The organism is Streptomyces sp. CB09001, from assembly GCF_003369795.1.
GTDB lineage: Bacteria > Actinomycetota > Actinomycetes > Streptomycetales > Streptomycetaceae > Streptomyces.
This window is the reverse complement of record NZ_CP026730.1, coordinates 5,764,497-5,786,763: the sequence shown is the minus strand read 5'-3', so window position 1 is coordinate 5,786,763 and position 22,267 is coordinate 5,764,497. Positions and strand designations below refer to the sequence as shown.

Annotated in this window: 18 protein-coding genes and 1 riboswitch; of the genes, 10 read left to right on the top strand and 8 right to left on the bottom strand. The window is 73.1% G+C overall.

The annotated features are described in order from the left end of the window. Positions 1-143 precede the first annotated feature (143 nt). Positions 144-3,287, top strand: coding sequence for an FAD-binding and (Fe-S)-binding domain-containing protein (locus C4J65_RS26945; RefSeq protein ID WP_115744707.1), 3,144 nt, complete (start codon positions 144-146; stop codon positions 3,285-3,287). A 67-nt stretch (positions 3,288-3,354) separates the two neighbouring features. Here C4J65_RS26945 and C4J65_RS26940 read toward each other — a convergent pair whose 3' ends face one another. After that, positions 3,355-3,822, bottom strand: coding sequence for a hypothetical protein (locus tag C4J65_RS26940; protein WP_115744706.1), 468 nt, complete (start codon positions 3,820-3,822; stop codon positions 3,355-3,357). A 280-nt stretch (positions 3,823-4,102) separates the two neighbouring features. Here C4J65_RS26940 and C4J65_RS26935 point away from each other — a divergent pair, with 280 nt between their 5' ends. The 7 genes from C4J65_RS26935 (at position 4,103) to C4J65_RS26905 (ending at position 9,294) form a co-directional block, all read left to right on the top strand. Next, entirely contained in the window at positions 4,103-5,458 is a 1,356-nt protein-coding gene (locus tag C4J65_RS26935) for a chloride channel protein (protein ID WP_115744705.1), read from the top strand. A 62-nt stretch (positions 5,459-5,520) separates the two neighbouring features. Next, complete coding sequence (locus tag C4J65_RS26930) at positions 5,521-6,006, top strand: potassium channel family protein (RefSeq protein ID WP_240330647.1); 486 nt, start codon at positions 5,521-5,523, stop codon at positions 6,004-6,006. Positions 6,007-6,091: 85 nt separating this feature from the next. Continuing rightward, entirely contained in the window at positions 6,092-6,466 is a 375-nt protein-coding gene (locus C4J65_RS36415; RefSeq protein ID WP_205351066.1) for a hypothetical protein, read from the top strand. Further along, positions 6,427-6,612, top strand: a riboswitch (cobalamin riboswitch). (Overlaps the previous gene by 40 nt.) Before the next feature lie 29 nt (positions 6,613-6,641). Continuing rightward, entirely contained in the window at positions 6,642-7,340 is a 699-nt protein-coding gene (locus C4J65_RS26920) for an energy-coupling factor ABC transporter permease (RefSeq protein WP_115744703.1), read from the top strand. Further along, entirely contained in the window at positions 7,337-7,693 is a 357-nt protein-coding gene (locus C4J65_RS26915; protein ID WP_115744702.1) for an energy-coupling factor ABC transporter substrate-binding protein, read from the top strand. Before C4J65_RS26920 ends, C4J65_RS26915 begins: the two co-directional genes overlap by 4 nt. Beyond that, a complete protein-coding gene (gene cbiQ, locus C4J65_RS26910; protein ID WP_115744701.1) occupies positions 7,694-8,443 on the top strand; it encodes a cobalt ECF transporter T component CbiQ in 750 nt (249 codons plus the stop codon). Continuing rightward, positions 8,440-9,294, top strand: coding sequence for an ATP-binding cassette domain-containing protein (locus C4J65_RS26905; RefSeq protein WP_115744700.1), 855 nt, complete (start codon positions 8,440-8,442; stop codon positions 9,292-9,294). The genes cbiQ and C4J65_RS26905 overlap by 4 nt, the downstream gene beginning before the upstream one ends. A gap of 30 nt (positions 9,295-9,324) precedes the next feature. Here C4J65_RS26905 and C4J65_RS26900 read toward each other — a convergent pair whose 3' ends face one another. Together C4J65_RS26900 and C4J65_RS26895 are read right to left on the bottom strand one after the other, a co-directional pair. Next, positions 9,325-10,941 carry an MFS transporter gene (locus tag C4J65_RS26900; RefSeq protein ID WP_115744699.1) on the bottom strand — a complete coding sequence of 539 codons (1,617 nt, stop codon included), beginning with the start codon at positions 10,939-10,941 and terminating at the stop codon, positions 9,325-9,327. 136 nt (positions 10,942-11,077) lie between these two features. Next, positions 11,078-11,725, bottom strand: a complete 648-nt coding sequence (locus tag C4J65_RS26895) for a TetR/AcrR family transcriptional regulator (RefSeq protein WP_115744698.1) — start codon at positions 11,723-11,725, stop codon at positions 11,078-11,080. Positions 11,726-11,853: 128 nt separating this feature from the next. On the opposite strand from C4J65_RS26895, the gene C4J65_RS26890 reads away from it, so the two are divergent. Further along, positions 11,854-12,288 (top strand): hypothetical protein, encoded by a 435-nt coding sequence (locus C4J65_RS26890; RefSeq protein ID WP_115746650.1) that lies wholly within the window; start codon positions 11,854-11,856, stop codon positions 12,286-12,288. Between the two features lie 69 nt (positions 12,289-12,357). On the opposite strand, the gene C4J65_RS26885 is transcribed toward C4J65_RS26890, so the two are convergent. From C4J65_RS26885 to C4J65_RS26870, 4 genes are all read right to left on the bottom strand, one after another. Next, positions 12,358-14,655 (bottom strand): glycosyl hydrolase family 18 protein, encoded by a 2,298-nt coding sequence (locus C4J65_RS26885; protein ID WP_115744697.1) that lies wholly within the window; start codon positions 14,653-14,655, stop codon positions 12,358-12,360. Between the two features lie 96 nt (positions 14,656-14,751). Next, positions 14,752-17,493, bottom strand: coding sequence for a TIR domain-containing protein (locus tag C4J65_RS26880; protein WP_115744696.1), 2,742 nt, complete (start codon positions 17,491-17,493; stop codon positions 14,752-14,754). Between the two features lie 2 nt (positions 17,494-17,495). Beyond that, positions 17,496-18,263, bottom strand: a complete 768-nt coding sequence (locus C4J65_RS26875; protein WP_240330521.1) for a hypothetical protein — start codon at positions 18,261-18,263, stop codon at positions 17,496-17,498. Between the two features lie 167 nt (positions 18,264-18,430). Continuing rightward, complete coding sequence (locus C4J65_RS26870; RefSeq protein ID WP_115744694.1) at positions 18,431-19,042, bottom strand: TetR-like C-terminal domain-containing protein; 612 nt, start codon at positions 19,040-19,042, stop codon at positions 18,431-18,433. Between the two features lie 147 nt (positions 19,043-19,189). Between C4J65_RS26870 and C4J65_RS26865 the strand changes: the two genes are divergently transcribed. Next, on the top strand, positions 19,190-20,653 hold the full coding sequence (locus tag C4J65_RS26865; protein ID WP_115744693.1) for an MFS transporter: 1,464 nt from the start codon (positions 19,190-19,192) through the stop codon (positions 20,651-20,653). Positions 20,654-20,693: 40 nt separating this feature from the next. Here the strand turns inward: C4J65_RS26865 and C4J65_RS26860 are convergent, their stop codons facing one another. Continuing rightward, complete coding sequence (locus tag C4J65_RS26860; protein ID WP_205351168.1) at positions 20,694-22,247, bottom strand: HAMP domain-containing sensor histidine kinase; 1,554 nt, start codon at positions 22,245-22,247, stop codon at positions 20,694-20,696. Positions 22,248-22,267 lie beyond the last annotated feature (20 nt).

Here is a 22,267-nt window from a genome sequence, read left to right as displayed (position 1 = left end):
ACACGGTTGACGACGCTCCGTGTGCGGTGATTGTCCGGTGCCGGGCCGGGTACTCAGCGACAGCCGTCGCGCCCGAGCGGGAGCCCGCGCGCCGGAGCCGCCGCCGCGCGGACGGACGTACGCCGTCACACGAAGGAGTGCCCATGGGTGCGCTGGACCTGCCCGAGCCCGTCACGCGCGAGGGGGCACCGCCGAAGGTCGACACCGCCGCCCTCCGGGACGCCCTGCGCGAGCGGGTGGACGGTGAGGTCCGCTTCGACGCCGGGAGCCGGGCCGCCTACTCCACGGACGCGTCGAACTTCCGGCAGACCCCCCTCGGCGTGGTCGTCCCGCGTACCCCGGAGGCCGGGGTGGAGGCGGTGGCCGTGGCCCGGGAGTTCGGCGCGCCCGTGCTCTCGCGCGGTGGCGGGACCAGCCTGGCCGGGCAGTGCACCAACGCGGGCGTGGTCCTCGACTGGTCGAAGTACTGCACCCGGGTGGAGTCGGTGGACCCCGGCGCCCGTACCTGCGTCGTCCAGCCCGGGATCGTGCTCGACGACCTGAACCGGCAACTCGCGCCGTACGGCCTGCGCTACGGGCCCGAGCCGGCCACCCACGCCAACTGCACCCTCGGCGGCATGATCGGCAACAACTCCTGCGGTGCGACCGCGCAGGCGCACGGCAAGGTCGTGGACAACATCGCCCGCCTGGAGGTGCTGCTGTACGACGGCACCCGCTTCTGGTGCGGGGAGACGGACGACGAGGAGTACGCCGAGATCGAACGGCAGGGCGATCTGCGGGCGACCGTCTACCGGCGGCTGCGGGCGCTGCGCGACACCTACGGGGACGAGATCCGCCGCCGGTTCCCGGACGTTCCGCGCCGGGTCTCCGGCTACAACCTGGACTCGCTGCTGCCGGAGTTCGGCTTCGACGTGGCGGGGCTGCTGGTGGGCAGCGAGTCGACGCTGGTCACGGTGGTGCGGGCGGAGCTGGAGCTGGTGCCGGTGGTGAAGGAACGCTCCCTGCTCGTGCTCGGGTTCGACAGCATCGACAAGGCCGCCGACGCGGTGCCCGGCATCCTGCCGCACGAGCCGATCGCCCTGGAGGGCGTCGACGCCCGGCTGGTCCGCGACGAGCGGATCAAGCACCTGAACCCCGAGGCGCTGGCCGAGATGCCCGAGGGCAACGCCTACCTGATGGTGCAGTTCGGCGGGGACACCGTGGAGGAGGCGGACGCGCGGGCGCACCGGCTGCTGGAGGCCGTGCACCGCTCCGAAGGCGACGCCGACTGCGCGTTCCTGGACGATCCGTCGCACGAGGAGGACCTGTGGCAGGTCCGCGAGGCCGGGCTCGGCGCCACCGCACACATCCCGGGCAAGCCGGACACCTTCGAGGGCTGGGAGGACTCGGCGGTCGCTCCCGAGAGGCTGGGCGACTACCTGCGCCGACTGCGGGCGCTGTTCGAGGAGTTCGGGTACCTGAGCGACACCGGCCCGAGCCTGTACGGCCACTTCGGGCAGGGCTGCGTGCACACCCGGATCCCGTTCGACCTGTACACCGCGGACGGGGTGGCGGCGTACCGGCGGTTCATGGAGCGGGCCGCCGATCTCGTCGTCGAGTTCGGCGGCTCGCTGTCCGGCGAGCACGGGGACGGGCAGAGCCGGGGCGAGCTGCTGGGGCGGATGTTCGGGGACCGGCTCGTGGAGGCGTTCGGGCGGCTGAAGGCCGTGTTCGACCCGCTGGACCGGATGAACCCGGGGAAGGTCGTGGCGCCGTACGGGCTGGACGAGAATCTGCGGCTCGGCGGTGACTGGGCCCCGTTCGAGCCCCGCGACCTGCACTTCCGTTTCCCGCACGACGGGGGTTCGTTCTCCCAGGCCGCCAACCGCTGCGTCGGGGTGGGGAAGTGCCGGCAGCACACCAGCGACGGCACCGTGATGTGCCCGTCGTACCAGGTGACCCGCGAGGAGGAGCACTCGACACGGGGCCGGGCCCGGCTGCTGTTCGAGATGCTCGACGGGCACGGGGACGGCGCGATCCGGGACGGCTGGCGTTCGGAGGCCGTGAAGGACGCCCTCGATCTGTGCCTGGCCTGCAAGGGGTGCAAGAAGGACTGTCCGGCGGACGTGGACATGGCCACGTACAAGGCGGAGTTCCTGTCGCACCACTACGCGGGGCGGCCGTGGCGCAGGCCGCGCTCGGACTGGTCGATGGGCTGGCTGCCGGCGCTCGCCCAGGTGGTGGGCCGGACCCGGCTGGGCCCGGTCGTCAACGCGCTCACGCACGCCCCGCTGCTGTCGAAGGCGGCGGTGCTGGTGGCGGGGGTGGCGGACCGGGAGGTGCCGCTGTTCGCGGAGCGCACCTTCGAGCAGTGGTTCGCGGAGCACGAGCCGGAGGGCGACGGGCACCGCGGGTCCGTGCTGCTGTGGCCGGACACCTTCACCAACCACTTCCACCCGCACATCGGCCGGGCGGCGGTACGGGTCCTCGAACAGGCCGGCTGGCGGGTGGAGTTGCCGCACGAGCCGCTGTGCTGCGGGCTGACCTGGATCTCCACAGGTCAGCTGGGCACGGCGGAGAAGGTGCTCACCCGCACCGTGCGCGGTCTGGCCGACCATGTGCGGGCGGGCGGCCTGGTCGTGGCACTGGAGCCGAGCTGCGCGGCCGTGTTCCGGGCCGACGCGGCCGAGCTGTTCCCCGGCGACCAGGACGTGCTGCGGCTGGCCGAGCGGACGGTGACGCTGTCGGAGCTGCTCACCGGGCACTCCCCCGGCTACGAGCCGCCGCGGGTCCCCGACCGGTCCGCGCGTGCGCTGGCCCAGGTGCACTGCCACCAGCACGCGGTTCTGGGCTGGGAGGCCGACCAGGAGCTGCTGCGCCGGGCCGGGGTGGACGCGGAACGCCTGGACTCCGGCTGCTGCGGCCTGGCCGGCAACTTCGGCTTCGAGCGCGGTCACCTGGACGTCAGCGAGGCGTGCGCGGAGCGGGTGCTGCTGCCGCGGCTGCGGGAGGAGGACGAGTCGACCGTCGTCCTCGCCGACGGGTTCAGCTGCCGCACCCAGATCCACGAGTTCGACAGCGGCGGCCACGAGGGCGTGCACCTGGCGGAGCTGCTGGCCTCGGCCCTGCCGCCGGGCCCCGCGGCCGGCCCGGGGACCCCGGGCAGCGCGTACGGCACCGCGCCGGGCGCACGTCCGTCCGCCCCCGGTCCGCGGGCCCGGGCCCTGGCCCTCGCGGCCACGGCGGCCGCCGCCATGGGCACGGCGGTGGCGGCGACGACGCTGGCCAGGAACCTGCGCCGGCACTGAGCCCGGACACCGGCGGACGGTCACCACCGCGGGCGCGGTGGTGACCGTCCGTCCTGGGCGTGGCGTGTCAGGCCCGGGCCGACGAGCTGTCGTGACGGCTCGCCAGGGCCCAGATCACGAACACGTCGATCGCCATCATGATCACGGACCAGACGGGCGCGTACGGCAGGAACAGGAACTGGGCGATCAGGCTCAGCGAGGCGAGGACGATACCCGCCACCCGCGCCCAGGCCATGTCCTTGAGCAGACCGAACCCGGTGACGAACACGAGGGCGCCCAGGATGACGTGGACGATCCCCCAGCCGGTCAGGCTCATCTCGTAGACATAGGTGCCGATACGGGCGTACACGTCGTCCTCGGCGATGGCCGCGATGCCCTGGAGGACGGCGAGCGCGCCGTTCAGCAGCAGCAGTACGCCCGCGAAGACGACACCGCCGGTCACCCAGCCGCTGGTTCGGTCGCCCGAGCGCTGGGCCCAGGAGGCGTCGCCGCCGTGGGACGGCCGGCCGGGAGAGGGTTCGGCGTGCTGGCTCATGAGCGGAGTCCTTTCTGTGTCCCCCGTACGGGGCAGCTGCCCGCCGGAGCCCGACGGCACCGACAGGTCGTTTAGAGCCTGCGGGCGGGCGGGCTCCCCGGCCAGGCGGGTCCGCCGGACGGGTGAACCGCGCGCCGGGCGTGCGCATGCGGGCGGCCCGGGCCTCGCGTTAACTGAGCGGCACCCGCGGCCCCGGTCACCGACGGACCGCGGGGCGGGAAGAAGGAGGGCGTGTGACGAGTCGGCCGCTGCTCCGGCGGGGCCCGCGCGGACGGGTTCCGTGACCGCGCCGGCGAACGCCGTCCCGGACCGGGCGGAGCGGTCCCTGCGGCAGACCCTGCTCAGCCCCGGCTACCGGCGGCTGTTGCTGCTGTGCGTGCTGCTGGGGGTGCCCGTCGCGCTGGCCTGCTTCTTCTTCGTCGGGTTCCAGCACGAGTTGCAGCACTGGGTGTGGACCTCGCTGCCCGAGGCGGCCGGATACGACACCCCACCGTGGTGGTGGCCGTTGCCCGCGCTGGTGCTCGCCGGGCTGGTCCTGGCGCCGATCGTGACCCGGATGCCGGGCGGCGGCGGTCATCTGCCGGTGAACGGCCTGGGCGGCGCACCCGTCGGCCCGCGGGCGCTGCCCGGCGCGGTGCTGGCCGCGCTGGCCACGCTGCCGCTCGGCGTGGTGCTGGGTCCCGAGGCCCCGCTCATGGCCGTCGGCAGCGGGCTCGCCCTGCTGGCGGTGCGGCGGGCGGGCGCGGGCGGCGACCAGCGGGCGAGCGCGATCCTCGCCACGGCCGGGTCCACCGCCGCGATCTCCACCATCCTCGGCGGCCCGATCGCGGCGGCGGTCCTGCTCATCGAGGGGGCGGGGCTGGCCGGCACCCAGTTGGTCGCCCTGCTGCTGCCGTGTCTGCTGGCCAGCGCGACCGGCGCCCTGGTCTTCACCGGCTTCGGGCAGTGGACGGGGCTCCACATCGGCGCGCTGGCCCTGCCGGACCTGCCGCCGCAGGCCGGTCCGGACGCGGGTGACTTCCTGTGGGGCCTGCCCACCGCCGCGCTGATCGCCGTACTGATCACGCTCGCCCGCGGGCTGGGCCGCCGCACGGTCACCTGGACCCGGCGGCACACGGCCGTGCGCACCGTCGCCTGCGCCACGGCGGTCGGCGTCTGCGTCGCCGCCTACGCGCTGATCACCGGCCGCTCCCCGGCCGAGGCGGCGCTCTCCGGCCAGGCCACCCTCGCCCAGCTCGCCGCGCACCCGCACGCCTGGTCCGTGGGGGCGCTCGTGGCGCTGGTCGCGTGCAAGGGGCTGGCCTGGGGCATCGCGCTGGGCGCGCTGCGCGGCGGCCCGATCTTCCCGTCCGTGCTGCTGGGCGCGGCGACGGCGCTGGCCTGCTCCGGGCTGCCCGGCTTCGGTGCCACCCCGGCCCTCGCCCTCGGCATCGCCGCCGCGGCGGCCGCGGTGACGGGGCTGCCGCTGGCCAGCTCGGTCCTGGCGGTGCTGCTGATGGGCCGGGACTCCCACGAACAGATGCCACTGATCGTGATGGCCTCGGTCGTCTCCTTCGTCGTCGCCCAGCTGGTGCGCAGGCCCCGGCAGGAGGCGGGCGGGACACCCCCCGCGCCGGAGACGGGGGCGGCACGGTGAGGGGCGGCCGGACCGCGCGTCCGCGCCCCCGTACCGGCTGGGGCGCCGTCCGGCCCTGGCTCCTGCGGACCGGGGCCGCCCTCGCCGTGGTCGTGGCCTACTTCCTGCTCCCCCTCGACAACCTGGGCCCCGAGCGGCCCGTGCTGAGCTGGGCACTGTTCACCGTGCTGCTGACCGTCGTGGCGGTACTGCTGCTGCGGCAGATCCGGCACGTTCTCCTGGACCGTCCGGACAGCCGGCCCGGGGTGGTCATCTCGCTGCTGATCGTCCTGTCGGTGCACGTCTTCTCGGCTGCGTACTACTCCCTGGCCAAGTCGCCGGGCGAGTTCCACGGACTCCGGACCCGGATCGACGCGCTGTACTTCACCGTGGTGACGCTCGCCACCGTCGGGTACGGGGACATCACCCCGCGGGGCCAGGCCGCGCGGGTCGTGACCATGCTGCAGATCACGTACAGCTTCGTCTTCCTCACGGCCGCCGCCACCGCGCTGACCACCCGGATGCGGACCATGGTGGTGCGCCGCCCCGAGCGGGACCGCTCCCGTTGACGGCGGCGTCCGGCGCCCGCACCGCGTCCTCGCGCTGCGCGGCTCCGGGCTCCCGCCGACCCGGAGCCGGCGCGGTGCCGGCGCGGTGCCGGACGCCCAGCCGGACGCCGAGCCGGACGGCTCGGCCGAGGCCTGTCCGGACGTGATCGCGGAGATGACCGCAGTGGAACGTCCCCGCACGGCGGAAGAGACGGCCCGCCCGGGCGAGGCGCGGCACCGCTGGGCCGAGTCGCTCGGCGAGGAGGAGCTGCGTGCCCTGCACCACGGGCGTGCGGAGATCTTCGCCACGCTGGGCGAGGACGAGCGGCGCCGGCCGCGGACCGGCGACGCCGGGCGTCACGCGGCCCTGAGGCCTGTTCGGCGGCCCGGCGGGGCGCCCGCGGGGCCCGAGGCCCGCTTGTGCCCGCCCCCGTGGGAGCACTACTGTCGCCACGCCTTGGTGAACGGGAAACCGGTGTGATGCCGGTGCGGCCCTCGCCACTGTGAATCGGGAAGTCCGGCTCCGGCCCTCGCGGGCAGCCACTGGATCGCTTGCGATCCGGGAAGGCGGAGCACGGGCGGTGGTACCCGTAAGCCAGGAGACCGGCCAAGGCGCGTCGTCCATCCACGAGGTGCTGGAGAGGGTCTGCTGAGCCATGCACATAGCCGAGGGCTTTCTGCCACCGGCGCACGCGATCGCCTGGGGTGTCGCGTCCGCGCCGTTCGTCGTCCACGGAGTCCGGTCACTCACCCGTGAGGTCAGGGAGCACCCGGAGAGCACACTGCTCCTCGGCGCCTCCGGAGCCTTCACGTTCGTTCTTTCGGCCCTGAAACTGCCGTCGGTCACCGGGAGTTGCTCCCACCCCACCGGCACCGGTCTGGGCGCGATCCTGTTCCGGCCGCCGATCATGGCGGTCCTTGGCACCATCACCCTGCTCTTCCAGGCGCTGCTGCTCGCCCACGGCGGGCTGACCACGCTCGGCGCCAACGTCTTCTCGATGGCGATCGTCGGCCCCTGGGCCGGGTACGGCGTCTACCGGCTGCTGCGCCGCTGGGACGTGCCGTTGATGGTCACGGTGTTCTCCGGCGCGTTCGTCGCCGACCTCTCCACGTACTGCGTGACCAGCGTGCAGCTGGCGCTGGCCTTCCCGGACCCGGGCAGCGGATTCCTGGGCGCGCTCGGCAAGTTCGGCTCGATCTTCGCCGTCACGCAGATTCCGCTCGCGGTGAGCGAGGGCCTGCTCACGGTGATCGTGATGCGGCTGCTCGTGCAGTCCAGCAAGGGCGAACTGACGCGGCTGGGCGTGCTGCTGACCCGGTCGGGCGAGCGGGAACAGGAGGCGGTGGCCCGATGAGCCGGAACGCGAGGATCAACACCGTGCTGCTGCTCGCCGTGGCCGCGCTGGCGGTGCTGCCGCTGGTGCTGGGGCTCGGCGAGCACAAGGCGGAGCCGTTCGCCGGGTCCGACGCGGAGGCGGAGACGGCGATCACCGAGATCGAACCGGACTACGAACCGTGGTTCTCCCCGCTGTACGAACCCCCGTCCGGGGAGATCGAGTCGGCGCTGTTCGCCCTGCAGGCGGCGCTCGGCGCGGGCGTGCTGGCGTACTACTTCGGCCTGCGCCGGGGCCGACGGCAGGGCGAGGAGCGGGCGTTGGCGACTTCCAGGACCCCGGCGGCACCGGGGGACACCCCCGAAGGGGACTGAGTGCTGCCGATCGACGCGGCGGCGCACGCCAGCCGCTGGCGCCGCCGCCATCCCGTGGACAAGGCCGTGCTCGGTCTCGGCCTGACCGTGCTCGCGATCTCGCTGCCGCCCTGGCCGGGCGCGGCGCTGGTGCTGGTGGCGGCGCTGACGGTGCTGCTCGGCCCGGCGGGCGTGCCCGCGCGCCGGCTGTGGCGGGCCTACCGGGTGCCGCTGGGTTTCTGCGTGACGGGTGCGCTGCCGCTGCTGGTGCAGGTCGGGGGCCCGGACGGGTTCCTGACGACGGCCGACGGCGGTGCGGTGCGCGCGGGCGGGCTGCTGCTGCGCACCTCGGCGGCCTCGCTGGGGGTACTGCTGTTCGCGTTCACCACGCCGATGTCCGACCTGCTGCCGCGCCTGGTGCGGGCCGGGGTGCCCGCGCCGGTGGTGGACGTGGCGCTGGTGACGTACCGGATGAGTTTCCTGCTGCTGGATGCGGTGCGCCGGATCCGTCAGGCGCAGGCCGCGCGGCTCGGGCACACCAGTCGGGCGGCGGCCTGGCGTTCGCTCGGCGGGCTCGGCGCCACCGCGTTCGTGCGGGCCTTCGACCGGGCGGCGCGGCTGCAGACCGGGCTCGCCGGGCGGGGTTACGACGGCACCCTGCGCGTGCTGGTGCCCGAGGCCCGCGTGTCGGTGCCGTTCACGGCGGCCAGCGTCGTGCTGCTGGCGGCGCTGGCCGCTCTCACCCTCGTACTGGAAGGACCCCTGTCGTGAGCGAACCGGCGCGGTCACCGCAACCGGCTCTGCCCCTGGTCGCCCTGCGGGGCGCGTCGTTCGCGTACGAGGAGGGCCCGGACGTGCTGGCGGGCCTGGACTTCGCGGTGCGCGAGGGGCGCGCGCTGGCGTTGCTCGGCCGCAACGGCAGTGGCAAGACGACGCTGATGCGGCTGCTCAGCGGCGGACTGCGGCCGCGCGCGGGGACGTTGACGGTCGACGGACGGCCGGTGACCTACGACCGCAGGGGGCTGACCCGGCTGCGGACCACCGTGCAGCTGGTGGTCCAGGACCCGGACGACCAGCTCTTCGCGGCCTCGGTCGGCCAGGACGTGTCCTTCGGTCCGCTGAACCTGGGGCTGCCCGACGCGGAGGTCCGCTCCCGGGTCGGGGAGGCGCTGGCCGCGCTGGACATCGCGGCGCTGGCCGAGCGGCCCACGCACCTGCTGTCGTACGGGCAGCGCAAGCGGGCCGCGATCGCGGGGGCGGTCGCGATGCGGCCCCGGGTGCTGATCCTCGACGAGCCGACCGCCGGTCTCGACCCGGACGGGCAGGAGCGGCTGCTCGCCACCCTGGACCGGCTGCGCGCGGGCGGCACCACGGTGGTGATGGCCACCCACGACGTCGACCTCGCCCTGCGCTGGTCCGACGACGCCGCCCTGCTCACCCCGGACGGTGTGCGCACCGGCCCGGCCGCCGGGACGCTGGCCCGCACCGACCTGTTGCGGCAGGCCGGGCTGCGGCTCCCCTGGGGCGTCGCGGCGGCCGGGCTGCTGCGGGCGCGGGGCCTGCTGGCGGACTCGGCGACGGGCCCGCGGACGGCGGAGGAGCTGGCGGCGCTGGCCGACTGACCGGGCGGGGGCGGGCGGGGTGCGGGCGGCTCAGCTCCCGGAACGGCTGAGTTCGGTGTCCCGTGCCTCCGTCGGGTCGGCCTGGGCCTCGGCCGCCCGCCGGGCGCGGCGGCCGGGCAGGACGGCGAGGACGATCAGGGTCCCGGCGGCCATGATGACGCCGCCGACGAGACTGGTCGTCGAGACGCCGTGGGCGAAGGCCCGGTTCACGGCGTCGGCGAGGGCCTGCGCCTGCTCGGGTCCGGCGGCCGGGTTGGTGGCGAGCCGCTCGGCGACGGCGAGTCCGCCGCCCACCGAGTCCTGGGCGGTGTCCAGTGCGGCGGCCGGGAGCCGGTCGCCCACCAGGCCGGCCAGTTCGTCCCGGTAGGAGGTGCCGAGGAGGGAGCCCAGGACGGCGATGCCGAGGGAGCCGCCGAGTTCCAGCGCGGTGTCGTTGGCGCCGCCGCCGACGCCCAGTTCGCTCTCCGGGAAGGAGCCCATGATGGTGTCGGTGGCCGGGGAGACGCTGAGGCCGATGGCGAGGCCGAGCAGCAGCATCGGGGCGAGGAAGTCGGCGTAGGTGGAGCCCTGGTCGATCAGGACCAGCAGGAAGACACCGACGGTGCCGATGGCCATGCCCGAGCCGACCGTGGCCCGCACGCCGAGCTTCGGGGTCAGCCGCCCGGTCACCGCGGCGCCGACGAACACGGCCCCGGCCAGCGGCAGCAGCCGTACGCCGGTCTCCAGCGCGCCGTAGCCGAGGACGAACTGCAGGAACTGCGTGGCGTAGTAGATGGCGCCGTAGGTGCCGAAGAAGAAGAACAGCACCGCGAGCATCGAGCCGCTGAAGGGCCGCAGCAGGAAGCGTCGCACGTCCAGCATGGGGTGCGGGTGGCGCAGTTCCCAGGCCACGAAGGCGATCAGGCCGGCCCCGGCGACGACGGCCGCGGCGACGGGACCCGCGCCCCAGCCGAAGTGCGGGCCCTCGATGGTCGCGTAGACCAGGCTGCCGACGGAGACGATGGAGAGCAGCCCGCCGACGTAGTCGATGCGGCCCGCACCGGCCGCCTTCGACGGCGGTACGAGGATCAGCGCGCCGACGACGGCGAGGACCGCGACGGGGACGTTGACCAGGAAGGTCGACCCCCAGGAGTGGTCCTCCAGGAGCCATCCGGCGACCAGCGGCCCGACCGCGATGGCGAGTCCCGAGGTGGCGGTCCAGGCGGTGATGGCACGGGCCCGCTCCCCCTTCGGGAAGACCGCGACCAGCAGGGACAGCGTGGCCGGCATGACGACGGCGGCGCCGACGCCCATGACCGCCCGGGCCGCGATGACCAGCCCCGTCTCGTGGACCAGGCTGCCCATCACCGAACCGCCCGCGAAGATCACCAGACCGGTGACCAGGGCGCCGCGGCGGCTGTACTTGTCGCCGATCGCGCCGAGCACCAGCATCAGCGCGGCGTACGGGACGGTGTAGCCGTCGATGACCCACTGCAGGTCGCTGCTGCTCAGCCCGAGGTCGGTCGTCATGTCCGGGGCGGCGACGATCAGGGACGTGTTGGCCATGACGACGATCAGCAGGCTCAGGCAGAGCACGAGGAGAGCCCACCAGCGCCGGGCGTAGGGCCCGGACATCTTCTCGACGGGGGTGGTGGCCAGTAGGGGCATGAGGGCTCCCGAAGACAAGCGAGGGCGAGTTAATTGCCCATGAGTGAGCAGACAAGAGCAGCGTAGTTTGTTGCACATGGACGTGCAAATAAGGCGCCCGCCAATCGGGAGCGCCTGCTGAACGGGAAGGGGTGGCCTACTCGGCCGGGACGGACTTCGCGCGCACCGCCGGGCCCACGGCCTCGACGACGGCCCGCGCCCGCCGTTCCGGCACGCCGGCCGCGATGAGCATGGCGGCGGCGGTCCGGGTGCCGTCGTCCTCCAGGGCACCGGTGTTGACCTGCTCCAGGAGCGCGACGACCATCGCCTCGAGGCCCGCGCTCAGCACGGCGGGGGGCAGCTGGGCCGGGAAGGCCCCGTCCCGCTGGCCGCGCTCCAGGATGGCGGTGACCTCGGTGCGGGCCGGGGCCAGGATCTCGGCCACACGCTCCACGCCCAGGTCGTGCCGGGCCAGGGCCAGCAGCATGCGGTAGCGGTCGCCCACGGACCACATCAGCAGCGTGAAGTGCGCCAGCGCCCGGTCGGCGGGTTCGTCCGGTTCCGCCGCGTCGGCCATCGCGCCCCGCAGCACCTCGGACGCCTCCTCGGCGAGGGCCTCCAGGAGCGCCGCCCGCCCGGGGAAGTGGCCGAAGAGGGTACGCCGTACGACACCGGCGGCCCGGGCCAGCTCCTCCAGCGTGGTGTCCGGGTTCCGCCCAAGCTCCCGGCGGGCGGTGGCCAGGATGCGCGCCCGGTTCGACCGCGCGTTGCGGCGCTGCGGCTCACGGGCGACGGGCTTGGTCACGGGAACCTCGGAGCGGGACGATGCGGGGGGGCGCGGGGCGGGCGGCGTGGCCGTGGTCGTACATTCTGGCATGGGGGCGCACCCAGAAGGACACCGAGCAGGACGACGAGAAGGACGAGGTCTCCGCGATGGACACGACGTCGGCGGCCGTGGCAGGTGCCGTCACCTTCCTCTGGCTCGGCATGGTACTGGCGATCTCCTTCCTGGAGGCACCGCTGAAGTTCCGGGCCCCCGGGGTGACCATCCCGATCGGGCTCGGCATCGGCCGCATGGTCTTCCGTGCCCTGAACCTCGCCGAGGCCGTGCTCGCCGCCGCCGTGGTCGCCGCGGTCGCCACCGGCGGCCCCTCCTGGGCGGTCGTGACGCTCACCGCGGTCGCGGTGGCCGTGCTGGCCGTGCAGCTGGGTGTCGTACGCCCCCGCCTGAACCGGCGTTCCGACGCGGTGCTCGCGGGCGACGACCCGGCGGAGAACCGCTCCACCGCGCACCTCTACTACATCGCCCTGGAGATCGTGAAGGTCCTCGCCCTGCTCGCGCTGGGTTGCACCGCCCTGGCGGCGTGAAGGGGCCCTGCCACCCCCCGGCGAGGGGTGGCAGGGCCGGTGGCGCGCGTCACGCGGCTCTGGTTCGCGTCACTCCAGTCCGTTGTCCAGCGCGGTCATGAGCCGGCCGTCGGCCGTGTCGCCGGACATCTCCCAGACGAAACCGCCCAGCAGGCCCTTGGACTTGACCCAGTCGGTCTTCTTCCCGATCGACCAGGTGTCGTCGAAGGACCACCACTGGCCGCCCGGTCCGGTGTAGCCGAAGGTGGACACCGACTCCTCGTCGTGGTGGACGGTCATGGACGGGTAGCTGCCGATCAGGTTGCTGTAGCCGCGGACCCCGGCCTCGGCGGGGAACTGGCCGGGTGCCGCGCCGTTCGCGTCCTGCCACTCACCGGCGACGCCGCCCTCGCTGACGCCCTGCCAGCCGCGCCCGTAGAACGGGAAGCCGACCGTCAGTTTGCGCGGGTTGACCCCGGCGTCGAGATACGTCTGGATCGCGTTCTCGATGCTGAAGTGGAAGGGGTAGGGGTCCTCCGCGTCCGCGTAGAGGTTGGACGCGTGTCCGGTGCGGTTGGGCTCCCAGGAGTTGTCGCTGCCCGAGCCGTGGAAGTCGTACCCCTGCACGTTGGCGTAGTCGAGCGAGTCGAAGATCTTGGACAGGTCCCAGCCGGCCTCGATCTTCGCCGGGTCGGCCGGGGTGAACGCCGTGAGCAGTCGGTGCTCGCCGCCGAGCGCGTCCAGTTGGGTGCGGAACTCGGCGAGCAGGGCTGTCAGGTTGTCCTTGTCCTGGGCGCCGTAGTGGTTGCCCGGGTGGCCCTCGGAGCCCGGCCACTCCCAGTCGATGTCGATGCCGTCGAAGATGCCGGCCGCGGTGCCGGGACCGCCCGCGCCGTTGTAGACGGGCAGGTTGCCCTTGATCCACACGTCGATGCAGGACTCGACGAACTTCTTCCGGGACTCCGGCGTCGCGGCGGCGTCCGAGAAGAACTTCGAGTACGTCCAGCCGCCGAGCGACACGACGACCTTGAGGTGCGGGTACTTGGCCTTGAGCTTCTTCAGCTGGTTGAGGTTGCCGCGCAGCTTGCCCCAGCCGTCGTCGGCGACCCCGTCGACGGACTGGGCGGCGGACATGGGCCGTGCGTAGTCGGCGTCCGCGTCACCGGCGCCGGTGCCCTCGTCCGGGTCCTGCGGGTTGCCTGAGGTGCCCTTGGTGACGCCGGCCTGGCAGGTGAGGTTGGTCGGGTCGAGGTTCTCGAAGGCGTAGTTGACGACGTCGAGCTGCTCGGCGGCGCCGGAGGTGTCGAGGTTCTTCACGAAGTACTGGCGTCCGTAGATGCCCCACTGCACGAAGTACCCGACCTTGAGCTGCTTGCCCTCGCCGGCCACGTCGTCGGTGGTCACCCGCACGGCCGCGGAGGCCGCCGAGGAGTTGTCGGCGGTGTCCCGGGCCTTGACGGTGAAGGTGTAGGCGGTGGCCGGGGAGAGTCCGTCCACCGTGGCGGTGGTGGTGTCCGCCCCGACGGTCTTCGCCAGGGTGTCGCCGCGGTAGACGTCGTAGGCGGCCACGGCCACGTTGTCGGTGGACTTGTCCCAGGCCAGGCCGACGGTGGTGGCCGTCTTGCCGGTGGAGCCCGGGTTGCCCGGCGCGGTCGGCGGCGTCGGGTCGGTCGCCGGGTCCACCGTCTCGACGGTGAGCGGTTCACTGGCCGGTCCGACGTTGCCGCGCTTGTCGGTGGCCCGGACGGTGAACGTGTAACTCGTCGCCGGGGTCAGGTCGATGACGGTCGCGGAGGTGCCGCTCGTGGTGGCGACGGTCTCCGTTCCCTTCAGGACCTCGTAGGAGGTGACGGGGTGGTCACCGGGCCGGGCCGCGGCCCAGGTCAGCGCGACCGTGTGCGCGGTGACCGCGGTCGCCGCCGGTGCCCCGGGGGCGGCCGGCGGCACGTCGGGGGTGCCGTCGCACTTGTCGCCGTTGATGGTGCAGCCGCTCGGGGTGCCGACCGGGCCGGTCGCCGAGAACTGGTAGCTGTAGGGCTCGGTGGTGCCGCCGGCCGGGACCCTGCCGTTGTAGTAGGCGTTCTCGACGGTCACGTGGCTGCCGGAGACCGTGGCCTCGCCGTAGAGGTGCCCGCTCACGGACACGCCCGGTGGCAGGTCGAACTCCAGGGTCCAGCCGTCGGAGGCGGCCGTGCCGGCGTTGTGGACGACGTACTTGCCCGTCCATCCGGACCCGTTGCTCTGGGAGGTGAAGGTCGCGGTCAGTGTCCCGGCCGCCTGGGCGGGTGCCGCGAGCGCGGTGAGTGCCGCGAGCGGCAGCAGCAACGCGGTCAGCAGTGCGGCGATCCGCGTTCTGATCCTGGTCGGTGGTCTGCGCCTGTGGTACATGGCTCTCCCTGTGGTGGTGGGGTGGTACAGGGGTGAGGTGAACCGTGCGCGTGAGGGAGTTGAGCGCCCACAACGTAGAAGGTCTGGACCAATGCGTCAACCGTGCGCTCGCGGCTTGCCCGCACACTGGTCGCGGTAGTCGAAGCTGTCCGAGATCCACTTCTTCCAGTCGGACTCGGACATGTTGTAGGTGATCCGCTCGCACAGGTCACCCGGTGGGTCCTGGAACACGTGCCAGACCCGGGCCGCCTTGTCGGCCCCCAGGGAGAAGAGACGACCGCCGTCCCGGCTGAAGGCGACGGCCCCGACGGGACCGGTGTGGGCGGAGATGCGGGCGGAGATCTCTCTGGCTCCGGGTGGATGGATCACGACGGAACCGTCGTCGCCCGCGGAGGCGAACCAGCGGCCGTCGGGACTGTGGGCGAGCGAAAGCACCGCGCCCCGGTGCACCCCGACTCCTACGAATGCCTTGGCATCGTGCTCCTGCCGCCAGACCGTGCCGTCCCGGGTTCCGATGATCAGGGTGCGCCCGTCCGGGCTGATCACGAGGGCGGTGACGCTGTCCTGGGCCTCGAAGGTGCGAACGCTTCCGGCCTTCGCGTCGGCGACACCCCCTGTGTCGCCGCAGGCGTACGCGACCTGCATCCCGTCCTGGCTGACGGACAGATGCTGCGCCGAGCACCTGATGTCGATCAAGGCGCTGGGCGTACCGGCGGCCTCGGCGTCCAGGTCTTCGAAGAGGAGTTTCCCCGCGTACGAGCCGACCACGATCTGCCGGCCCCAGGGCATGAAGGCCCCGCTGCTGACCGGACCGACGGATGAGTCGAGGGTGACCGTGCGCACCTCGGACCCCTCCTCCCACACCCGGACACCGTCGGCACTCACGATCAGCAGGGAGGTGCCGTCCGGCGCGTAGGACAGGCTTCGGGCACCCTGCGGGAGGTCCAGTGTCGCCACTTGGGCGCCGGTCCCCTGGTTGAAGACGCGCACCCCTTCTGCGCTGCCGACCGCCACCTTCTTGCCGCGGGGGTCGACGGCGAGGGCCTCCGGGGCGCTCGCGTCGGCGGGCCCGGTTCGCAGGAGAGCGTTCCTCGCGTCCCAGCGGCGCAGTGTCGCGTCCTCCCCGAGCGAGACCAGTTCACCTCCGCCGCGCGAGAAGGCGATGAAGTCGACGGGACCCGCGTGGCCGGTGAGCGGAAAGCCGATCGCGGACCCGGCCGCCGCGTTCCACTGGCGGATCGTCCTGTCGGCCCCCGCCGTGGCGATGCGGGAGCCGTCGGCGGAGAAGGTGACGGCCCGTACTGCGCCTTGGTGACCGGACATGGCCCGGCCCACCGCCTCGCCGGAGTCCGGGTCCCGGAGTTGCAGTCCGCCGTCGTCGGTACCGACTGCGAGGGCACCTCCGTCCGGCGCGAAGGCGATGCTGCTGACCAGGTCGTGCGGGTACGGAATGACGACCTCACCGGCGTCGTCCGCGTCGAGACCCCGGACGTGGACCTCTGTTCCCCCGTTGTTGAGCGCGTCGAAGGCGAGCTTTCGGCCGTCGGGGCTGAAGACGACCCGGTCGCCCGTCACGCCCAAGGGTTCTCCGAGTCTCTTTCCGCTGCCGGTGTCCCAGATCCGCAGGCCTCCCCCGGCCACGGCGACGGTCGTCCCGTCGGGACTGAGCGCCATGGAAGCGGTCGTGCGGTGATCCTTGGCGAATTCGTTGATCTTCTTCCCTGACTCCACGTCCCAGAGCACAACGACCGTGTCGTAGGCAGCGGCAAGACGTCTCCCGTCGCGGGAGAACGCGAGGGCGAGAAGCCCCGAATCCGTGGTGTCCCTGGCTTCCAGGGCGGGTCCGGAAGGGCGGCCGGTGCCGGGGTTCCAGAGCGTCGGCTGCCCCTTTCCCCCCAGGGCGGCCCGCCGACCGTCGACCGTCATGGCGGCGAGGCTTCCGGCCTCGCTCCCGACTTCGGTGACCTTCAGCAGGTTGGGGCGGGCGTAGGCGGCATCGAGCGCGGCATCGTAGGCGGCGCCCTCCACCGACGGTTTCCCCGCGAGGGATCGTGCCGCCATCAGCCGTCGATAGGCTCTGACGTCGTAGCCCGTCTCCGCATTGGCCAACTCGGCCTGCGCCTCCTGGATCGCGCTCATGACCGTGGCATCACGGGCGTTCGCGTTCGCCCGGTTCCTTTCGGCCGTCGCGAACCAGAACTGGATCCCGAAGGAAATGGCCAGGGTGAGGATCAGTGCCATGGCCAGCGCACCCACGAGTACCAGTGCCCGGTGCTCCTTGACCTCCGCGTTGTCCAGTGCGCGTTTCGAGGAGCCGTGGATCGGGGCCGCCAGTGTCGCCACCGCGTCACGGAATTCTCCGTGCCACAGGGAGAGGCGGTCGGCGTCACGGGACCAGGTGAGGTCCTGCCACAACGGTTCCGCCTCGAAGTACCCCGACAGACTCCGCGGCAGGGCATCGGTCGCCGACCAGTCGAAGTCCCCCGCTTCGTCGTCCCACCTGATGGTCCCGTCGGTCAGCGCGATGAGGAACGTGTCGCTCGTCCTGTTGCGCTGCCAGAACTCGATCTCCTTGCCCACCCACTTCGACTCCGCGGCGGCCGGCGAGGCGAGCAGCACGAAGAACCGCGCGTCGGCGAGCGCCCGCTCGATGGAGGCGCCGAGGGCGTGGGAGGCGGACAGGTCCGTCTGGTCCCGGAAGACGTTCAGTGCCCGGATGCGGTACCACTTCCTGGCGAGGCGGGTGAGGCCGCGCTGGATCGACGGGGCGAGCCGGGAGTCGGCTGCCCGGCTGTACGAGACGAACGCGTCGATCCGCCTGCCGTCGCCGCTGCCCATTCCTACGGGCGGGCCGTCCGCCCGGCGTCGCGCCGCAGGTCGCCGGCCTCGTCGCGGGGCCCGGGTACCTGCCCGATCAGCGCTTCGGCCTCACGGACACCGGCCAGGCGCGCGAAGCCGGCCGCGTAGCCGTGGATGTGCTGCTGCACCCGCTGGAGTTCGGCCCGGCAGGCCGCGTTGTCCGTCCACGTGGATTCCGAACCGTCCGGATGGGCCAGTTCGAACTCCCGCAGCCTCGGGTGCCACTTGGACAGGAAGGGCCTCAACTCACGGTTGAGCATGGTGATCGCCAGGTACTCCACCGTCTGGCCACTGGGGACGACCGGAGAGGGGCGGGTCACCTTCAGCGTCTCCCGCGTCGTGGCGAACAGCCCGTACATCGACGTGAGGGCCTCGCGGACGACGCCCTCGTCGTCGGCGAGGGGTTGGGTGGACACCCGCGTCACCGTTTCGACGAACATGTGCCAGGCGACCTGACGGGAGTCGTTGTTGACCGCGAAGGTCAGTTCGCTCAGTTGCGGGATGGTGACCTTCACCTCGGTCAGGCGCGCCGCCTTCCGGTACCACTCACTGGCCAGCAGCGCCACCACGGCCGCGAGGGCTCCCGTGACGGCGAACAGGCTGCGGCTGGTCACCCGGGTGAGACTGTAGAGGACCAGACCGGCGATCCCGCCCGTGACCGAGGCCAGTACCAGGCGGAGCACCGCCCGGCGGACGACTCTGACCTCCCAGCGCGGTCGGTCACCAGGCCGCACAGACAGCTTCCTCACCCGCCCCCCCTCGAATGTCCGGACGGGGAGAAGATAGCGCCCCGGAGCGGTCGGGCGAAGTCGAACACGGGGATTCCGGCCTGATCACGACGGACAGACCTGTCGCGGCAACATGCCTTTGCACCCCAGCACTTGACGCGGACCGGGCCGCCGTCACCTTGTTCCGTTCAGCCCGTCACCCACACGCCCGCGCGCGCGGCGGTGCTCGCCGCGCGGGCCGCACGGTCGGCGTCGGCCTCGGTGAGGGGCCGGCCGGTGTTGAGCAGCGCGTAGTAGAGCGGAGCGGACACGGCCGCCACGACGCCGTGCGGGTCGGTGCCGTCCGGGACTTCGCCCCGCGTCACGGCGTCCCGCACACAGCCCGCCCATTCGTCGACGCGTACGGCGTAGAAGCGGTGCAGGGCCTCGGCCGCCTGCCCGTTGCAGAGGGAGGCCGCGATCAGTGCCTTGAAGAGCCGCCCCTGGCGGGGGTCGTGGAGCGTCCTGACGACAAGGCGCGCGTTCGCCCGGAGGTCCTCCTCCAGAGTGCCCGTGTCGGCACGGGGCAGCGACTGGTCCGCCATGTCGGCCAGAAGGTCGGCGGCGAGACCGCCCGGGGTCCCCCAGCGGCGGTAGACCGTCGTCTTGCCGACGCCCGCGCGGCGGGCGATCTCCCCCAGGTCGAGCGTGTCGAAGCCGTCGGCGGCGAGTGCGTCGCCCGCCGCTTGGAGGACGGCCTCACGGATACGGGCGGTGCGGCCTCCGGGGCGCTGGGTCCCGGGGGCGGCTGGGTCCGGCATCACGACTCCCTCGTCTCTCTCACGGCGCGCTCATGACGCCAGACCTCCACCTTATCGGAACCACAGTTCCTTTACTGCCTGGCTTCGTGCTACCTTCCGGAACCGTAATGGAACCTCAGACCCATTAACGATTCTGGAGGGAACACCATGCCCACCACCACCACCGACACGGCCACCGCCGGGGCAGGGGTCGCCGCCGGGGCAGGGGCCGATCCGCAGCGGCTCACCGGCCGGTCGAAGCTGGTCCTCGCGGTCCTGCTGGTCGCCCAGTTCATGCTGGCCGTCGACTTCTCGATCCTGAACGTCGCGCTGCCCGCGATCGGCGACGGGCTCGGCTTCGCCCTCTCCGACCTGCAGTGGGTCGCCACCTCGTTCGCCCTGTCGGCGGCGGGCTTCACCCTCTTCCTCGGCCGTATCGGCGACCTGGTCGGACGCAAGAGGATCTTCATCGGCGGCATCGGCCTCCTGGGCCTCGCCTCCCTGCTCGGGGGCCTCACCACCAGCCCCGAGGTGCTGCTCGCCGCCCGGGTCGCCCAGGGCCTGGCCACCGCCGCCGCCACCCCGGCGGGCCTGTCCCTGCTGACGACCTCGTTCGCCGAAGGCCCCCTGCGGCGGAAGGCGCTCGGCATCAACGGTGCGCTGATGTCGGCCGGGTTCACCACCGGAGCGATCCTCGGCGGTGTCCTGACCGACCTGCTCTCCTGGCGCTGGGCCTTCTTCGTCAACGTGCCCGTGGCACTCGCGGTCGTACTCGTCGCCCCGGCCGTCATCAAGGAGTCCAGGCCCGCCGCCCGCACCGGCCTCGACCTGCCCGGCGCGCTCACCGTCACCCTCGGTCTGCTCGGTCTCGTCTACGGCATGACCCAGGCCGGCGAGTACGGCTGGACCCACCCGCACGCGCTGGCCGGGCTGGCCGGGGGCGCGCTCCTGCTCGCCGCGTTCGTCCTGATCGAGCGCCGGGTGGCGGCGCCGCTGGTACCCCTCGCGACGCTGGGGCGCCGCAACGTGGCCTGGGGCAATGTGCTGGGCCTGCTCGCCTTCGCCACCGAGACCTCGCTGGTCTACCTGCTCACCCTGTACCTCCAGAAGACCCTGGGCTTCTCCGCCCTCGCGGCGGGTGTCTCCTTCGGCGTCCTCGGCCTGGGCACCGTCGTCGGCGGGCTGGCCGCACCCAGGCTGCTCTCCCGTACGTCCACGCCGACCGTGCTCGTCCTCGGCGGCCTCGTCCAGGCGGTGTCCACCGCGGCCCTGCTCCTCCTCGGTACGACGACCGGGGCGTCCCTCGCCCTCCTGCTGCCCGCCACCTTCTTCGGCGGCGTCGGCAACATGCTGGTCATCGTCGGTTTCATGGTCACCGCGACCAGCGGACTGCCCGACTCCGAACAGGGCCTGGCCACCGGGCTGGCCTCGATGTCCCAGCAGGTCGGCATCACCATGGGCACGCCGGTCATGTCCGCCGTCGTCACCGCCGGCACCGCGGGCGCGGCCACCGCCTCCGCCGTCCACCGGGGCGTCACGACGGCCATCGCCGTCAACGCGGCCCTGGTCCTCCTCGGCGTCGCCGTCGCCGCGCTCTTCCTGCGGAGCCGCGCCGACCGGCCGTCCGCGTGACGCCCCGGGCGGTCGGGCGGTCGGGCGGGTGGCCGTGTGGTCAGGTGGCCGCGTCGGTGGCCGGGGCCTGCGGCGGGTCGTCCGGCAGGGGAAGCAGGATGCGGAAGGTGCAGCCCCGTCCGGGGGCGCCGTCGAGGGTGATGCGGCCGGTGTGCGCGGTGACGAGGGCGTGGGCGATGGCGAGACCGAGGCCGGAACCGCCGGTGGCGCGGGTACGGGAGTCGTCGGTGCGGTAGAAGCGGTCGAAGACGTGGGCGCGTTCGGTGGCGGTGAGGCCGGGCCCTTCGTCGGCGACCTCCAGGACGGCGTGCCGGCCCACCGTGCCGACGCCGATGCGGAGGGGGGTGCCGGCGGGGGTGTGGGTGACGGCGTTGCCGATGAGGTTGGTGACGACCTGGCGCAGCCGGGCCTCGTCGGCGTGGGCGGGGGCGGAGCCCGGTTTTCCACCGCCGGGTCCGGTCAGGGTCACCGGACGCGTGCGGTCCAGGGCGCGTACGTCACGGAGGGCGTCGGCGGCCAGCGTGCGCAGGTCCATGGGGGCGAGGTCGAGGGCGAAGGCGGGTTCCCGGGCGGTGCGCGCGCCGGTGGTCCTCCCACTGTCGGTGCTCCCACTGTCGGTACCCCCGCCGTCGGCGTCCTCGTCGAGGCGGGCGAGGAGGAACATCTCCTCGACGAGCCGGGTGAGGCGTTCGGACTCCTCGGCGATCCGGGTCATCGTCCGGTCGACGTCCTCGCGGGTGGACATGGCTCCCATGCGGTGCAGGTCGGTGTAGCCCTTGATGCCGACGAGCGGCGTGCGCAGCTCGTGGCTGGCGTCGGCGAAGAAGCGCCGGGTTCTCGCCTCGGCCTCGGTGCGGGCCCGGAAGGCCGTGTCGATCCGGTCGAGCATCTGGTTGAGGCAGGTGGTCAGGCGTCCCACCTCGGTGTGCGGGGCGGCCGGTTCGGGGACGCGGTGGGAGTGGTCGCCGGACGTGATCGCGGTCGCGGTCTCCTCGATCCGGGCGAGGGGCCGCAGTCCGGAGCGCACCGCGAACCAGCCCGCGACGCCCAGGACCGCGAGCAGGGCGACGCCCGCGGCCAGGGAGAGGTTCCGGGTCTTGGTGATGGTGCGGTCGACCTCTTCCATGGAGGTGGCGACGACGACGGATCCACCGGTCCCGGAGGGTTCCGGCGGAAAGACCTGGGCGGGCTGGGTCAGCGCGACGACCCGCCAGTTGTGCTCGCCGTCCAGGGCGGACACGGTGAAGGGCCGGCCGCCGTGGGCGACGACGCCCGCACGGTCGAGCCGGGGCAGGTCGGGGCCGCCGCCCGAGGGGGCGGTGCTGGCGTCGAACCTCCTGCGGGCGGCGCCGTTGCCGTCCACGTAGGTCACGGTGGTGTCGCCGAGCACGCTGAGGGCGCGCACGCTCGGCGGCGTGTCGATGTCGGAGGGCGGGGACAACCGGGCGGCGATCTGTCCGGTGAGGGCGAGCCGGTCGTCGACCCTGCCCTGGAGGTAGCCGTGCAGGGCGGTGGTGACCAGCAGGCCGGTGCCGAGCAGACCGACCGCGACGAGAGCGACGGACAGGCACAGCAGGCGGGTGCGCAGCGACATCCGGCCCAGCCACGCCGTGG

Excerpts from the sequence above, each read along its gene's own strand:
- C4J65_RS26920 (WP_115744703.1), top strand. The coding sequence starts at position 6,642 with ATGCACATAGCCGAGGGCTTTCTGCCACCGGCGCACGCGATCGCCTGG.
- C4J65_RS26860 (WP_205351168.1), bottom strand. The coding sequence starts at position 22,247 with ATGTCGCTGCGCACCCGCCTGCTGTGCCTGTCCGTCGCTCTCGTCGCG.
- C4J65_RS26865 (WP_115744693.1), top strand. The coding sequence starts at position 19,190 with ATGCCCACCACCACCACCGACACGGCCACCGCCGGGGCAGGGGTCGCC.
- C4J65_RS26880 (WP_115744696.1), bottom strand. The coding sequence starts at position 17,493 with ATGGGCAGCGGCGACGGCAGGCGGATCGACGCGTTCGTCTCGTACAGC.
- C4J65_RS26885 (WP_115744697.1), bottom strand. The coding sequence starts at position 14,655 with ATGTACCACAGGCGCAGACCACCGACCAGGATCAGAACGCGGATCGCC.
- C4J65_RS26915 (WP_115744702.1), top strand. The coding sequence starts at position 7,337 with ATGAGCCGGAACGCGAGGATCAACACCGTGCTGCTGCTCGCCGTGGCC.
- C4J65_RS26945 (WP_115744707.1), top strand. The coding sequence starts at position 144 with ATGGGTGCGCTGGACCTGCCCGAGCCCGTCACGCGCGAGGGGGCACCG.
- C4J65_RS26900 (WP_115744699.1), bottom strand. The coding sequence starts at position 10,941 with ATGCCCCTACTGGCCACCACCCCCGTCGAGAAGATGTCCGGGCCCTAC.
- C4J65_RS26940 (WP_115744706.1), bottom strand. The coding sequence starts at position 3,822 with ATGAGCCAGCACGCCGAACCCTCTCCCGGCCGGCCGTCCCACGGCGGC.
- C4J65_RS26890 (WP_115746650.1), top strand. The coding sequence starts at position 11,854 with ATGGACACGACGTCGGCGGCCGTGGCAGGTGCCGTCACCTTCCTCTGG.
- C4J65_RS26870 (WP_115744694.1), bottom strand. The coding sequence starts at position 19,042 with ATGCCGGACCCAGCCGCCCCCGGGACCCAGCGCCCCGGAGGCCGCACC.